Annotated in this window: 20 protein-coding genes; all 20 read right to left on the reverse strand. The window is 69.5% G+C overall.

Annotation, left to right across the window (positions count from 1 at the left end; all coding sequences use genetic code 11):
* Nucleotides 1-94: 94 nt before the first annotated feature.
* The 20 genes from ACZ7N4_RS20520 to ACZ7N4_RS20615 all read right to left on the reverse strand — a co-directional run bounded on the left by ACZ7N4_RS20520 (nucleotide 95) and on the right by ACZ7N4_RS20615 (nucleotide 12447).
* Nucleotides 95-256, reverse strand: a complete 162-nt coding sequence (locus ACZ7N4_RS20520; RefSeq protein ID WP_471359743.1) for a hypothetical protein — start codon at nucleotides 254-256, stop codon at nucleotides 95-97.
* On the reverse strand, nucleotides 253-1761 hold the full coding sequence (dnaB, locus tag ACZ7N4_RS20525) for a replicative DNA helicase (RefSeq protein ID WP_471360026.1): 1509 nt from the start codon (nucleotides 1759-1761) through the stop codon (nucleotides 253-255). The genes ACZ7N4_RS20520 and dnaB overlap by 4 nt, the downstream gene beginning before the upstream one ends.
* Nucleotides 1762-2185: 424 nt before the next feature.
* On the reverse strand, nucleotides 2186-3244 hold the full coding sequence (locus ACZ7N4_RS20530; protein ID WP_471359744.1) for a hypothetical protein: 1059 nt from the start codon (nucleotides 3242-3244) through the stop codon (nucleotides 2186-2188).
* 51 nt (nucleotides 3245-3295) lie between these two features.
* Nucleotides 3296-4468, reverse strand: a complete 1173-nt coding sequence (locus tag ACZ7N4_RS20535; RefSeq protein WP_471359745.1) for a hypothetical protein — start codon at nucleotides 4466-4468, stop codon at nucleotides 3296-3298.
* A gap of 74 nt (nucleotides 4469-4542) precedes the next feature.
* Nucleotides 4543-4890 (reverse strand): helix-turn-helix domain-containing protein, encoded by a 348-nt coding sequence (locus ACZ7N4_RS20540; RefSeq protein ID WP_471359746.1) that lies wholly within the window; start codon nucleotides 4888-4890, stop codon nucleotides 4543-4545.
* On the reverse strand, nucleotides 4887-5621 hold the full coding sequence (locus ACZ7N4_RS20545) for a DNA cytosine methyltransferase (protein ID WP_471359747.1): 735 nt from the start codon (nucleotides 5619-5621) through the stop codon (nucleotides 4887-4889). The genes ACZ7N4_RS20540 and ACZ7N4_RS20545 overlap by 4 nt, the downstream gene beginning before the upstream one ends.
* Nucleotides 5618-6442 carry a hypothetical protein gene (locus ACZ7N4_RS20550; protein ID WP_471359748.1) on the reverse strand — a complete coding sequence of 275 codons (825 nt, stop codon included), beginning with the start codon at nucleotides 6440-6442 and terminating at the stop codon, nucleotides 5618-5620. Before ACZ7N4_RS20550 ends, ACZ7N4_RS20545 begins: the two co-directional genes overlap by 4 nt.
* Nucleotides 6439-6609 (reverse strand): hypothetical protein, encoded by a 171-nt coding sequence (locus tag ACZ7N4_RS20555; RefSeq protein ID WP_471359749.1) that lies wholly within the window; start codon nucleotides 6607-6609, stop codon nucleotides 6439-6441. The genes ACZ7N4_RS20550 and ACZ7N4_RS20555 overlap by 4 nt, the downstream gene beginning before the upstream one ends.
* Nucleotides 6609-6995, reverse strand: coding sequence for a hypothetical protein (locus ACZ7N4_RS20560; protein ID WP_471359750.1), 387 nt, complete (start codon nucleotides 6993-6995; stop codon nucleotides 6609-6611). The genes ACZ7N4_RS20555 and ACZ7N4_RS20560 overlap by 1 nt, the downstream gene beginning before the upstream one ends.
* 63 nt (nucleotides 6996-7058) lie before the next feature.
* Nucleotides 7059-7970, reverse strand: coding sequence for a recombination directionality factor (locus tag ACZ7N4_RS20565; protein WP_471359751.1), 912 nt, complete (start codon nucleotides 7968-7970; stop codon nucleotides 7059-7061).
* Nucleotides 7971-7972: 2 nt separating this feature from the next.
* Entirely contained in the window at nucleotides 7973-8815 is an 843-nt protein-coding gene (locus ACZ7N4_RS20570) for a hypothetical protein (protein ID WP_471359752.1), read from the reverse strand.
* A gap of 85 nt (nucleotides 8816-8900) precedes the next feature.
* The gene (locus tag ACZ7N4_RS20575) at nucleotides 8901-9152 is read right to left on the reverse strand and encodes a hypothetical protein (protein WP_471359753.1); all 252 of its coding nucleotides are present in this window, start codon (nucleotides 9150-9152) and stop codon (nucleotides 8901-8903) included.
* 126 nt (nucleotides 9153-9278) lie between these two features.
* Nucleotides 9279-10283: a DNA polymerase III subunit beta family protein gene (locus ACZ7N4_RS20580; RefSeq protein WP_471359754.1), complete on the reverse strand. Its 1005-nt coding sequence runs from the start codon at nucleotides 10281-10283 to the stop codon at nucleotides 9279-9281.
* A gap of 109 nt (nucleotides 10284-10392) precedes the next feature.
* Nucleotides 10393-10650: a hypothetical protein gene (locus ACZ7N4_RS20585; protein WP_471359755.1), complete on the reverse strand. Its 258-nt coding sequence runs from the start codon at nucleotides 10648-10650 to the stop codon at nucleotides 10393-10395.
* Nucleotides 10647-10859, reverse strand: coding sequence for a hypothetical protein (locus tag ACZ7N4_RS20590; RefSeq protein ID WP_471359756.1), 213 nt, complete (start codon nucleotides 10857-10859; stop codon nucleotides 10647-10649). Before ACZ7N4_RS20590 ends, ACZ7N4_RS20585 begins: the two co-directional genes overlap by 4 nt.
* Nucleotides 10856-11047, reverse strand: coding sequence for a hypothetical protein (locus ACZ7N4_RS20595; RefSeq protein WP_471359757.1), 192 nt, complete (start codon nucleotides 11045-11047; stop codon nucleotides 10856-10858). The genes ACZ7N4_RS20590 and ACZ7N4_RS20595 overlap by 4 nt, the downstream gene beginning before the upstream one ends.
* Nucleotides 11044-11316: a hypothetical protein gene (locus ACZ7N4_RS20600; protein ID WP_471359758.1), complete on the reverse strand. Its 273-nt coding sequence runs from the start codon at nucleotides 11314-11316 to the stop codon at nucleotides 11044-11046. The genes ACZ7N4_RS20595 and ACZ7N4_RS20600 overlap by 4 nt, the downstream gene beginning before the upstream one ends.
* Nucleotides 11313-11729: a hypothetical protein gene (locus tag ACZ7N4_RS20605; protein ID WP_471359759.1), complete on the reverse strand. Its 417-nt coding sequence runs from the start codon at nucleotides 11727-11729 to the stop codon at nucleotides 11313-11315. Before ACZ7N4_RS20605 ends, ACZ7N4_RS20600 begins: the two co-directional genes overlap by 4 nt.
* Before the next feature lie 84 nt (nucleotides 11730-11813).
* Nucleotides 11814-12152 carry a hypothetical protein gene (locus tag ACZ7N4_RS20610; RefSeq protein WP_471359760.1) on the reverse strand — a complete coding sequence of 113 codons (339 nt, stop codon included), beginning with the start codon at nucleotides 12150-12152 and terminating at the stop codon, nucleotides 11814-11816.
* A gap of 10 nt (nucleotides 12153-12162) precedes the next feature.
* Nucleotides 12163-12447: a hypothetical protein gene (locus ACZ7N4_RS20615; protein ID WP_471359761.1), complete on the reverse strand. Its 285-nt coding sequence runs from the start codon at nucleotides 12445-12447 to the stop codon at nucleotides 12163-12165.
* Between the last annotated feature and the right edge of the window lie 212 nt (nucleotides 12448-12659).

Here is a 12659-nt window from a genome sequence, read left to right on the forward strand (position 1 = left end):
GGCGGCTTCCATCTGCGGGCGTGCTCGCGGGCGTTGATGCCACACCAGCGGCAGCCGGACGGTGCGGGGATCTGCACGGTGCTCCTTGTGGCGGTCAGGCGGCGGGGTAGGCGGCACGCTGGCGGCTGGTGATCCAGGCGTGGCCGCAGGCGGGGCAGCGGTAGGTGGAGCGGGTCTGGGTGGCGTCGGCGCGCTCGGCCCGGGGGCGGACGTTGCGGCGGCAGCAGGCCGGGCAGGTGTCGGTCATGGCGATCACGTCTGGGCCATGTCAACGAAGCGGGAGTAGTGCCCCTGGAACGCGGTGGTGATCGTCGCCGTGGGGCCGCCGCGGTTCTTCGCCACGATGAAGTCGGCCTCGCCTGCTCGAGGGCTCTCTCGGTCGTAGGCGTCCTCGCGGTGCAGCAGGATCACCATGTTGGCGTCCTGCTCGATCGCGCCAGATTCGCGGAGGTCGGACAGCAGCGGCTTCTTGTCGGTGCGCTGTTCCGCGCCGCGGTTCAGCTGCGACATGGCGATCACCGGTACCTGAAGTTCCGCGGCGAGCTTCTTCAGGTTGCGGCTGATCTTCGCGACTTCCTGCTGCCGGTTTTCACTACGCCCGGACAGTTCACCTTCCATGAGCTGCAGGTAGTCGATGACGACGAGACGGAGATCCCGCTTGCGCTTGATGCGCCGGCAGTGGGAGCGGATCTTCGTGAGCGTCAGTCCAGGGTCGTCGATGATGTCGAGCGGAGCGGCGTTGATCAGCGGCCAGACTTTGGCGAGGCGCACCCAGTCGTCGTCGGTCATGCCGTTCTGGCTCTGCATGTGATGCAGGGCGACCTTCGCTTGAGCCGACGCGATCTTCATCTTCAGTTCAGCGCGGGACATCTCCAGGCTGAAGAACACGGCCGGCAGACCTTCGACGATCGCGGCGTGGCGGACGATGTCCGTGCCGAGGGTGGACTTGCCGATGGCGGGTCGGGCCGCGATGACGATCAGCTGGCCGGGCTGTAGGCCGTTGGTCAGCGAGTCGAAGTCGGTGAAGCCGGTAAGGACGCCTCGAGCCGGCCCGTTCTTCTGCAGCTCTTCCAGCTGCTCGAGGAAATCCTCACCGTCGGCGCCGATGAGGGTGTCTTCGTCGCCTCGGCTGGTGTCGTCAACGATGCCGTCGACTTCGGCGCGCAGGTCATCGAGGAGTTCGCCGGTATCGCCGGTGCCGTCGGCGATCTCGTGCAGGGTGCGGTTGCAGGCCGACTGCAGGTTCCGCAGCACGGCCTTCTCGCGGACGATTTCGGCGTGGTACTCAGCGTTCGCCACGGTGTCGACTGCCTGGGTGAGGCTGAAGACGTAGCCCGGGCCTCCGACGCGGGCGATGTCGCCGCTCTTGGTCAGGTCGTCGTTGATGACGATCGGGTCGACGGGTGCGCCATCGTTGTATCGGGCGACGATCGCCTGGAAGATCGTCTGATGGGCGGGCCTGAAGAAGTCGGCCGGATTCTTGATGATCTCGGTGACGTCGGCGATCGCATCGCGGGACCGCAGCATCGAGCCGAGGGCGCTCGCTTCCGCGGCAATGTTCTGCGGAGGGCGGGACTCCCGCTGCTGCTCGGGGTCGTAGTCGTCGTGGGTCACTTGCTGCCCTTCCTGCGGTCGGCTCCGGTGAAGTGGGCGACGGTTGCTCCGTCGCCGAGGCGGGACGAGGCGCGGTCGCCGAGGACGTCCCGAATTTCGCGGCCAATCAGGTTCGTTGCGATGAGCGTCGGCCGGCGGTTCTGCCAGCGGCTGTCGATGAGCTCGCTGATGGCGTCTGCGGTCCAGTCGTTGACAGCTCGGGCGCCGAGGTCGTCGATGGCGTAGAGATGCGCCTCTCGCCAGGCGGTGAGCCGCTCGTGGTCGATGGGCCGGTCGGTGGCGAGCTTGACGTCGTAGGTAGTGGCGATACGGAACTGCCCGCGCCAACCGCGGCGGATGAGGGTCTCGTTGAGCTTCCACAGGTGCCAGGTCTTGGTGGTGCCGATCTCGCCGGTGAGGATCAGCGACCCGTGGTGGCCGGCCAGGTAGTTGTCCATCCAGGCTTGGATGTCGGCTCGGAGTTCACCAGGTTCGTTGAAGGCGGCCGGCCGCCGGTTGAGGAAGGCCTCGAGGCGGTTGGCGACGGCTTCGGCTTGGGCCTCGGCCAGCCAGTTGTCGTGGTCGGTGGTGGTCATGACGCGAACAGGTCTCCTACTGATGAGTTGATGTAGTCGTCTGCGGTGTGCGCTTCGGCACGCGAGCCAGTGCCTTCGATGGAGCGCAACGGTCGGGTGCCGCGCTTGCTGGCGTGCTTGGCGGAGTCGGCGATCCACTTCTGCCAGGCGTCGTGCCAGTTGCGCTTGCGGCGTCCCTCGCTGCGCCAGTAGCGGATGAACTGATCGGTCTCGAAGTTGAGGTCGAGTCCGGGGTAGGTGGCGTTCGCCCAGCGCCGTTCGGCGTCGCTGATCGCGAAGTCGTCAGGGATGGAGTGGAGGCCGTCAGGCCGTTCGGCGCGCGGCTCGCCACTACCTGAGGTCTCTCCACTCACCTCAACCCCCACCGGGAAGGGGTCCGGGGTAGGGGAAGGGGCAGGGGCAGGGGTAGGGGCCGCGCGCACGTGTACGCCTGCGCGCCCGCGCGTAGAGGGTTTCGGAGGCCCTTCCGCATCCCCTTCGGAAGGGGTATCGGAGGGGGTTTCCGAAGGGGTTGCGGAGGGGGTTCCCGAACCCCCTCGCGAGGGGTCGGGCGTCGGGTTGCCGAACGCCTTGCGGAGATCCGCGATGTGCCCGGCAACCTGAGACCGGATTGACGGTCCCGGGCCGCGGCTCGTCTTGGTCGGCTCGTCGCTGAGATCGGTAAGCGGGATGCGGTCCATCTCGGCGAGAAGGGCGAGCTGGAGCCGGCGGGAGGAGATCTCCAGCGCACCGGAGACCATGGCGCCCATGACCTTGGGCATGCGCCACACACCGTCGTTGCGGACGAAGGAGCGGATGAGGAGCTCCTCGGTGTCTTCGTCGACGACGATGAACTGGGCGTCGTCGAGGGACTGCAGGCGCTTCTCAACGTCGGCCGAGGTGAGGCCCTTCGCCTTGCGGGACCAGCGTCGAAGGGTGAGCGGCAGCAGCCCGGCGTGGTTCAGGTTGGGCTGCGAGATCAGGAACAGGTAGAAGCGCTGCTCCCTTTCGTCCAGCTTCAGGAAGTCGGCGTCCTCCCAGATGCTGGTGAGGATCCGGCCGTGGCCACGTGCCATGAGTGGTGTCCTTCTGACGAGTGCTTGAGGGTTTCGGGCTTTCGGGGACCGCTACCGGGTGCGCCAGTAGCTGCTCGGACGGTGCTTGTCGCAGCGCCAGCCAGCTGGGTAGAAGCGAGCAGGCTGGCCGCACCTTGGCTGGCCGGTGTCGCAGATCCCGGGGGCCGGACGCTCGATGGCCGGTGCGGACGAGGCAGACTTCGAGCTAGCGCGCTGCTGCGGGATGGACAGGTCGACTGCCTGGGCGCGCATGGCCTCGAGCCGCGCTTCCCTGGCGGGAGAGTGTCCGCCGCGGCGGCTCTTCCGGGTCGGCCCATTGCTGGCTGGCCCGCTGGTCTTTGCGACCGCCGGGCTGGCTATGTACGCGAGGTACTGCCCGTAGGACGCCATGTCGGTCCAGAAGAACCGGGGCGCTCGGAGCACCTTGGCGTCCATGACGGGCATGTAGGCGCCGATCGGCGCACCGCGGAGAACGTCGTCGAGCTGGCCGGCCGTGACCTGACCGCGGGCGTGGGGCTTGCCGCAGCCGCTGAACTTGCCGTTGGGGCACTCGTGGCCTTCGCGCACGGTGCAGGTGTAGATCTCGATGCGGTAGATACCGCCTCGGAACTCGTGCCGGTAGTTCGGGTTGAGGATGACCTTCGGCGGCAGGCCGTCATCGGTGCGCAGGATGGGGACCTGGCCGCGGACCTTGTCGCTGGTGGCGTGCCACATGGTGGTGCGCCCAACTGCTGCGGCGAGGCGTGTCTGTTCGGGTGCGCTGTAGCGCCCGGTGGCGCTGAACGGGGAGTGCTGGTGCTCGTAGGCGATGGTGAGGGTGCCGGTCAGCAGGACGTCGGCGCGGGTCTTCATGTTCGGCGCCCACGCTTCCTTGCGGGGGTTGTAGCCCTCCCTGTCGCCGATGATGAACGCCCGCTCGTTCCAGGCGAGGTGCTCCGGTGTCTCGACGGGTTCGTAGTCGTGGTCCGGGCGGGATTCGCCGGGCTGGTGACTGATCACCCGGGTGCCGGCGAGGTTGTACGTCTTGAGCCACTGGATATCCCCGTACAGTTCCCAGCACTTGGCGCACTGGACCAGGCGGACCTTCGTTGAGTTCGCGTTCCGGCCCCGCAGCTCCTCCCACTCGCTGCTGGAGAGCCCAGCCGCGTCGACGATCCCCCGGTCGTTGCGGTGCGCGTAGGCGCGCACGCTGGCGTCGGTGATGATGACCTGGTTGTTCAGCACGTCTACGCGCTCCTTCCGGTGGCTGGGGTGGTGTGTTGCTGGTTAGGGCCGGTCGCGTGGCCGGCGGCCCGCGGTCACTGGGTGGCGCGCTTGGCGCGGGCGTAGTAGACGGCCGAACGGCTGCAGCCGATGCGGGCGGCGATGACCGCGGTGGGCAGACCCAGCCGGTCGCACTTGTCGATCGCGGCGTGCCGCTCGGCCGGGATGAGGCCGGGGGGCGGTTCTCCGGCGGCGGCCCGCTCGATGGCGGCGTCGTCGGGTTCCGGGCCGGTCCAGGTCCAGGTGTCGCCGTCGGCTCGCCGGCGGCTGCGGGCGCGGTGGACGGTGCGGCGGGAGCAGCCGAGGAGGTTGGCGATCTCCGCCGAGGACAAGCCCAGCTCGTCGTATTCGGCGATGGCGGCGCGCCGCTCCCTGGGGGTCATGCGGCCACCGCCTCAGGCTGGCGCTGCAGGCGAGCGATGCGCTGTTCGGCGTCCGGCTCGCGGTTGGCGCCCCACTCGCAGCGCAGCAGCCACTCGCGGCCGATCCACTCCGTGTAGGCGGGCGGGATGGCCTCGGTGAGTTCCTCGTGGACGTCGGTCCACCAGATGCCCATGGCCTGCTGCATCTCGGTGACGTTGCCCTTGCCGCCGCCTTTGCCGTAGGCGGCGATGTATGGGCCGTCCTGGTAGACGCCGTGCCGCCAGCCGCGGACAGGTCCGCGGTGCTTGCGGTGCGGCAGGGGGACGACCGCGTCGCTGCCGACCCAGTCGAGTTCGAAGTGGCGGTGGCGGATGACGCCGAGTCCGAACTGCTCGCCGCACAGGGTGAGGTCTTTACGGATGTCCGCGCCGGAGACGTTCTCGATGACCCAGTCGACGCCGTACCACTTGCACAGCTCCCGCATCTCGGGGATGAGGTCGATGTACTGTCGGCCGCGGTTGGTGCCCTTGGTCAGCGTGCATGAGTGCTGGCAGGGCGGGGAGGCGTGGACGAGGTGGAACTCCTGGCCCATCTCCCTCATGGCGTCCAGGGCGTCGCCCTCGATGAATTCGAAGGGGTAGTTGGGGCGGGGCTGGATGTCGACTCCGACGACATCGAACCCGGCGAGCCAGTAGCCCATGCCCGCACCACCGGAACAGCAGAACAGGTCGAGGACTCGGGGCCGGCTCACGCGGCCACTCCGATCGCGTACTGGGGGTACTCGCGGAAGGCGTGGTCGAGGTAGCTCTTGTGGACGCCGAGGCGTTCGGCGGCGGCTCGCCGGTCAAGGCCGGCGGTGCGCATGACCCAGGCCGCGTCCTGGGCGACGATCTCCCGGCGGGTGATGCCGAACTCCGGGACGAAGTGCGGGTCGTCGATGTCGTCGGCGTGCGCGTCCCAGTAGGCGACGTCAGGCCAGCGGTTCTCCTCGGCCCGCTGGCGGGCCTGCTTTGCGTGCCAGGCCTCGACACCGGTCTCTTCCGGAACGAGGCGCCGCAGCTCCTCGTAGGCGATGGCGACGCCTTCGGCCGAGCCGACCGAGATGATCGAGTCGGGCTTCAGTTCCCAGGCCCTGCGCGGGGAGATGCCGGCCTCTCGTGCGATCCGCGCGGTCGGCCAGCCCGCGGTGTTCAGCGCCTGGATGCGGCGCATCGCTCCGATGGTGGTGAGGGGGCGGATGGCAAGGAGCTTGGCGGCGATTTGGGGTGTGGTGTGGTGTTGTCGTCCGCGTCCGCTGGACGGTCGGCCGTGGGCGATGCAGCAGACGGTGGTGTGGGCGACGCCAGCCAGTCGGGCGATGCCGGTGAGCGTCATCTTGGCTTCCAGCAGGACGGCGAGGTGCTCCCGCACAGGGGTGGCGTCGACGAGGATCCGGCTGGGCTGGAGGGCGCCTGCTGCGATGGCTCGGCGGCGGGCGTTGTGGCGGGCCCGGCACTCGGGGAGCTTGCAGCCGTACTGCTTGATGCAGACGGTGTTGCGGTGGTGGGGGGCTTCGCGGACGGCGGTGGTCACGGCTTCTCCTTTCGGGTGCTGGTCTGGTTGGCGTGGTGTTCGAGGAGGCGGATGCCGTAGCTGGTGCGCATCCGGTCGGTGAGGTGGAGGCAGGCGCCGGCGAGGGCACCGACGACCGCCCCAGCCGCGATCGCGGCCAGCCAGGCGAGGACGAAGTAGCGGACCATCACGCCACCTGCCGCTGCTCGGCGCGGGAAGCCTGCCGCTCCTTGATGAACTGGCGGCCGGCCCGGGTGAGCAGGTAGGTGTTGACCTTCTTGCCGTGGGCCTTCGGGTTGATCGACGGCTCCTCGCCGACCTTGCGCAGCAGCTGGGGCTCGTCGGGGTGAAGGGCGTCGTGGCCGGTGAGGGCGGCGAAGTACAGGCCCGCCTTGCGGCAGTCGTCCTCCGGAGCGAGGAGCCGTATGTCGTTCATGCCGAACGGGGCGCCGGAGTCGGCGAGGTGGAGGACGACCTGGTCGAGGACGGCGGTCGTCCACTGGGAGACGGTCGGGGCGAGCGCGGCGAGGATGCGGTCGGCGCGGGCCTTGGCCTGGGCGGGAGTCAGCTGCATGTGATGTCCTTGTCGGGTGATGGGGCCGGCCGCACTGCCCGCGGCCGGCCTCCGCTGTGCGGGCTAGTCGACGAGTTCGCCCTCGACGGGCTCGTCGTCCATGCGTTCTGCGATCGCAATGAGGCGCTTGGACAGTTCGTCACGGCCCTTCGGGTCGACGTGGCCGGCAGCGCGGGCCTTGCGCCACACATCGCGGACGTCGTCGGAGGTGAGTGCACCCTCGGCCTCGGCGATGTAGTCGGGACGCCCGGCTTCGAGCGCGGCCACGGCCTGGCCGCCGACCGGGTCCAGTGCGGTCGCCGCGGTCATCGGCCCGGCGAGCGCCTGCCGCGGCGTGACGCCGCGCAGCTCGACCACGACGACCGGGAACTTCTTCGTCTCTCCCTCACGAACCACCTGGCGAGGCTCGATCCGCAGGGTCACAGGGACGAAGCCGCGGCCGTCGGTCCCAGCAAGGACCATGTCGACCATGCCGCCCCACTCGCTGGCCGCGTAGAAGCTGTGCGTCTCGGCCCGCCACATGCCCATCCCGGACAGGTCCGGCAGCATCACGTTCAGCCGCGAGGTGGCGGAACAGACGGTGCCCTTCTTCTGCTGGTGCCAGTCCTCACCGAACTGCCGGGCGCACAGGCAGGGCTGCCGGGAGAGCAGTTCGGTCTGGCCGTCGCAACGCCGCTGGCAGCCGCCCTTGGTCCACAGCTCGTTGTACTGATTGAGCGGGTCGCCGGGGGTGATCAGTGCCTCGATGGCCGGGGCCTGGGTGATGACCCGCCACTGGCCGATCGTCGAGTTGAGCGGGGTCCACTGCTCGGGTTCGCCGCCCCAGAGTTCGGCGGCCCGGCGGACGTGTTCCTCGCTATGGGAGGTGATGATCCAGGTGGTGGACCGGGCGGGCCCGTTGCCGTTCGTGAAGCCGGTGCGGAGGCGCCCGTGCTCGGCGGCACGGCGCTGGATGTTGAGGAGTCGGGAGCCCATGGTCAGGCTGCCTTTCGGGTCTGCGCGTCTGCTGCCGGCGGCAGCAGGGCGGGGTAGGTGGTCGGAGCGGCGTGCAGCCACTTGGTGGTCTCCAGGGCCCCGCGGAAGGCGCGGAAGGTTCGCCGGTTGCCGGGCATGGGGACGAGGGCGTGGGACCGCTGACGGAGGTTGAGGACACCAGTGCACTGGATGGGCGGCACGGCGCCATCGGTGTCGTCCGGCAGGAGTACGTGCTCGGCGTAGCGAAGCGCGGCCAGTTGCATGGCGTTCTCGGGGTACACCGAGGAGGCCGGACGGGTGGCGCTGGTCTTGTAGTCGATCAGCCACAGCTGCTTGGCGCGCTGCCCGCGGACGCGGCGCCAGCTGGTGCGCAGCAGGAGCATCACGTCGCCGGTACCGGCGTACCCGAGACGCCGGTGCACGAAGGTGATCTCGGCGGCGACGATGTCCTGTTCGAGGTCGACGCCCCAGCGCTCCCAGAACAGGGTGAGCTGGCGGGCGTAGGGGTCGACCTCCGGGTCGGCCGGGAATGGTGCGAGCAGGGCCATCTTCTCGGCGCGCTTGTGGATGCGAGTGCCGAGGTCGGCGGCCTTGTCGCGGGCGGCGACGTGGACGGCCTTGATGTCCTTGAGGAGCTGCTCGCGGTCGTGGACGGCGCGGCGGGCGACGTCGATGCGGTTGTCGACGCAGTACTCGGCGGTGAGTTTGACGGCCCACGGGACGAGCGCGAACTTGGCGACGCCTGCGGAGAGGACGTTTGTCACGGAGACGAGGTCCGGGCCGCCGGCCGGGTCGCGGTAGTAGCGGCCGTGGTCGGTGGCGAACGCGTGGCGGGGGTCGGTCACTTGGCACCGTCCGCGCAGTCTTCGCAGCGGCCGTCCTTCACGAACGGGCCGGCGGTGTCGCCGCAGTCGCGGCAGGCGAGCGGGCTCACGCGGCCACCTCGCCGCCGGCGATGGCCTGGAGGACGGCGATGCCGTTCTCGTCGTACTTGGCGAGGAGGATGGCGTCGCCGTAGTCGGGGAAGGTGGTGCAGAGCTTGGCCCGGTTCACGGCGTCGGCGCGGTCGATGAGGCTGATCAGGGACTCGGTCCAGTCGCCGGCCGGGTAGCCGCCGCGGCCGAAGTGGGAAAGGACGTGACAGGCGACCTCGGTGGGGATCCTGGGGCGCTTAGCGTTCATGTGAGGCTCCTGAGGGTGTGCTGAGGGGCGGCGGCCAGCCCCGGGCGGGGGGTGCGGGGCTGGCCGCCTCGGAGGCCGCGGAGCGCGAGGGGGAGACGCTCGGCGCGGCGGGCTGTGGGGATGCGGTCAGGCGGTGGTCTCGGCGGCGGCCTTGTCGGCGCGCTTCTTGAGGAAGGCCTCGTACTCGTCGTGCCACTGCTGCGGGTTGTGGCCGGCGGTCTCAGCCTCGTCCCACGCCCATTCGCCGATCTCGCCGGACTCCAGCTGCTCGTTGAGGTCGCGGACGGTTGCCTCGGCCAGGTCCGGGTCGGCCTTCTTCAGGGCCTGCAGGATCCGGTAGGCGGACCAGGCGTAGCTGCCGGAGTGCACCCAGGCGATGAAGGCCGCGCGCCCCTTGTCGGTGTCCGGGTCGGCGTCGAACATTTCGGCCGTCGACTGCAGGGTGCGGCGGAGCATGTCCTTTTCCATCTCGGCGACAGCTCCCGGCTGCGGGAGCGGGGCGGGGATCTCGGTGCGCTCACCCGTCTTGCCGAGACTGCCGGTCCAGTCGCCGAGCACCGCGGCCCGGTTCTTGCCGTCGCCGCTGTACCGGCACGGCATCTGCAGGCCGAGGAAGTCGTCACCGACGAGGAGGAGGGGCTTCTCGGCGGCGGACTGCCAGACGCGCAGGTGAGTGTCAACGTGCTTCCAGCGGGCGAGCATCTTGGTGTCGACGCTGACGAGGTCACCGGAGTCGGAGGCGTCCTGCAGGGCGCTGCGGAACAGGTGCTGCCACTTGGGGAACGTCGCAGTGCTGACGGGGACGGTGAGCTTGCCCTCGTCGTCGGTGATGGTCAGTCCGTTCTCGCCGGCCGACAGGTTGAGGATGGTGTCGCCCTCGTGACCCTCCAGCCAGGGGATCAGCCAGCCGAGAGTCTTCTCGCTGACGGTGACGGCCCAGGTGTCGGTCTCCTCGCGGACCTTGGTGCGGGCCGCGGCGAACGTGTACCGGTCGGTGGCGAGGGCGTGGATGTGGATGCCGTCGCACTCGAAGCGGATGCCGTTGATGGGCGGCAGGGTGTCGTTGGGGCAGGCGTGCGGACGGGTCTGCTTGATGAGCCGCTGCAGCTTGTGGGCGTTGATCGTGGTCACGGGTGTCCTCCGTGGGATGCTGATGGTGGATCCCCGGGCGATTGGCGCGCTCGGGGTTCTTGCTTGTGCGCCGCCCCGCTGGCCGGTGCCATCCGGCGGGGCGGCGGGTCTATGCGGTTCGCCGGTGTCGCGGGCTGGGCCAGTTGTCGATGTCGCAGTCGATGTAGCCGGCGGCGAGGCTGGCCTCGTAGCTGGCCCGGGTGCGGTCGGCGTGCGGCTGTTCGGTGGCGGCGACGATGGCCTGCTCCAGTTCGGCGATTCGGGCCCGTGCTCGCCGGTTGTGCAGGGCGGCCATCGCGTTGACGAGGCCGGCCATCGGTGAGGTGCGGGCGGTGGGCAGCGCGGCCAGATCGACGGCCGCGGTCACCGGGTCGGCTCCGCGTCCGGCTCCGGGTCCGGGTCCGGGCCGCCGTACAGGAATCCGAAAAGCGCCTGCTGGAGGTCCACGAAGTCCAGCCCGCCGATCTTCGAGTAGCCGTGTTCGTGGAGCACCTTGGCGACGTCGAACGCGAGACCGAACGTGAAGCGCGGGTCGTCGTCCGGACGGGGCCGGATCGGGTACTGACGCTCGGTCACCTCGCCTCCCCGCACGTGCAGGCTTCGGGGTGGGCGCAGGCCATGGCGTCGAACACGGCCTCGTACCAGTCGTTGGGCTGGAGGCTGGGGGTGTGGCCGGCAGGCGGCTCGGCGAGCAGGGCCTTCAGACGGGCCTCGGCTTCGACCACGGGCAGCGGCACGTCCAGACGGGAGAGGTCGACGGTCATCGCGCACCTCCGGCCTGCTCCTCGAACGCGGCCCGCTGCTCACGGTCGGCCTGGAGCGCGGTCCACCAGCAGTAGAAGAGGGCGTCCAGCGCGGCCGTCTTCTCCGACTCGGGCAGGCAGTCCCAGGCGATGCGGCCGATGTCGAGGACGTCGTAGCCCTCCGGATGCGTCTCGGCCAGTAGCTCCTCCGCCTCATTCCACTGGGCCTGGAAGGCGGACAGGTGCGGGAGCTTGGCGGTGATCTGCTCGAACGGGGTCAGGTCGCTCATCGGGCACCGCCGTCGGCGAGCAGTCGGCCGAGCTCGACGATCCCGGTGACCTCGTTGACGCGGTCGTGGCCGCAGGTGGCGCACGGCTGGACCAGCTCGAACGAGGGAGTCTCGCCGTCGTGGTCGTACCGGTACCGCAGATACTCGGTGCGGCCCTTGCCGAGCGGCGCGGTGGCCTCCTCGATCCCACCCGGCAGTTCGTTGTGCGGGGTGTAGGTCCACTGGAGCTGGTCGGCGGTGTCACCGAAGCGGCTGCGGGCGGTGGCCTGGGCGGTGATCAGGAAGGTCTCGCGCTCCTGCTCACGCCGCTCGCTGGCCTCGTCCTCGATGGAACCGAGGTACTCGGTGTAGGAGATATCGGCGAGCTCGACCAGCGTCATCTTGCTGCCGTCGATGATCTGAGAGACTGGCATTGATCTGCCCTTCTTCCTTCGGATGGTGTGGGTGGGTCTGGCCGTCTCGGATGCGCGTCCGGGGCGGCCTTAGTGCGTGCCGCGTCAGGCGGCGAGGGCCGGCTCGGGCAGGCTGATCACGCGGAGGCGGTCCGTGTACTCGGTGACGGTCCCCGTGGCCGGCGGCAGCACCGCACGGACCGCGTCCCGGGCCGCCCACACGTCGGTGTCGGCCACCAGCCGGTTACGGCGCAGCACCAGGGACGCGGCGGTGCCCAAGGCGACGTCGAGGATCCCGGCGGTCATGCACCGCTGCTCGACGTACTCCGGGGCGAACGGGTGGGCGACCGTCGCCTGCTCGGTGAGGGTGTCGGCCAGCGCGGTGAGGACGAGGGAGCTCAAGTCGATGGAGATCAAGGCAGGTCCGATCTCGAAGTGGTGCACGGATGAGGGGCTAGGCGGCGGCCCGGGCCAGCTTGCGGCGGGGGCGGCCAGATCGGGTGGGCGCGTTGCGGTGCATCGCGGCGATCTCCGCCAAGTCGCTGTCGCTGAACATCAGCTGGCGGTTCATGCGGTGGTGGGGGAATCCCCCATGGTTGACGCCGTCGCGGAGCCAGCGCTGGCCACGGATGTCGTCGGCGTCCTCGGTGGCGAGGCCGAGCTTCACGGTCGCCTGCTTGACGTCGTAGAAGCCCTCAAGCTTCAGAGGCTTCGTGGGGGGAGTCTTTCGGGTGGGCATGTCACCTCTTCTCGGATGAGTCCTCTGGTGGTGCGAGGAGCTGAGTGGAGTCGGCTGTCAGGCCGAGTGCTGTCTTGAGGCCGGCGTAGGAGCCGGGTCTCATGCGGGTGCGGTAGCCGTTCGAGTTAGCGGAGAATCCTACGGGCCAGTAACCCCACTCGAACGTGCGTCCGGCCGGGGATTCGGTCACTCTCCGACTTCAAGCCACCACG

Source organism: Streptomyces sp. NPDC107654, from assembly GCF_055639035.1.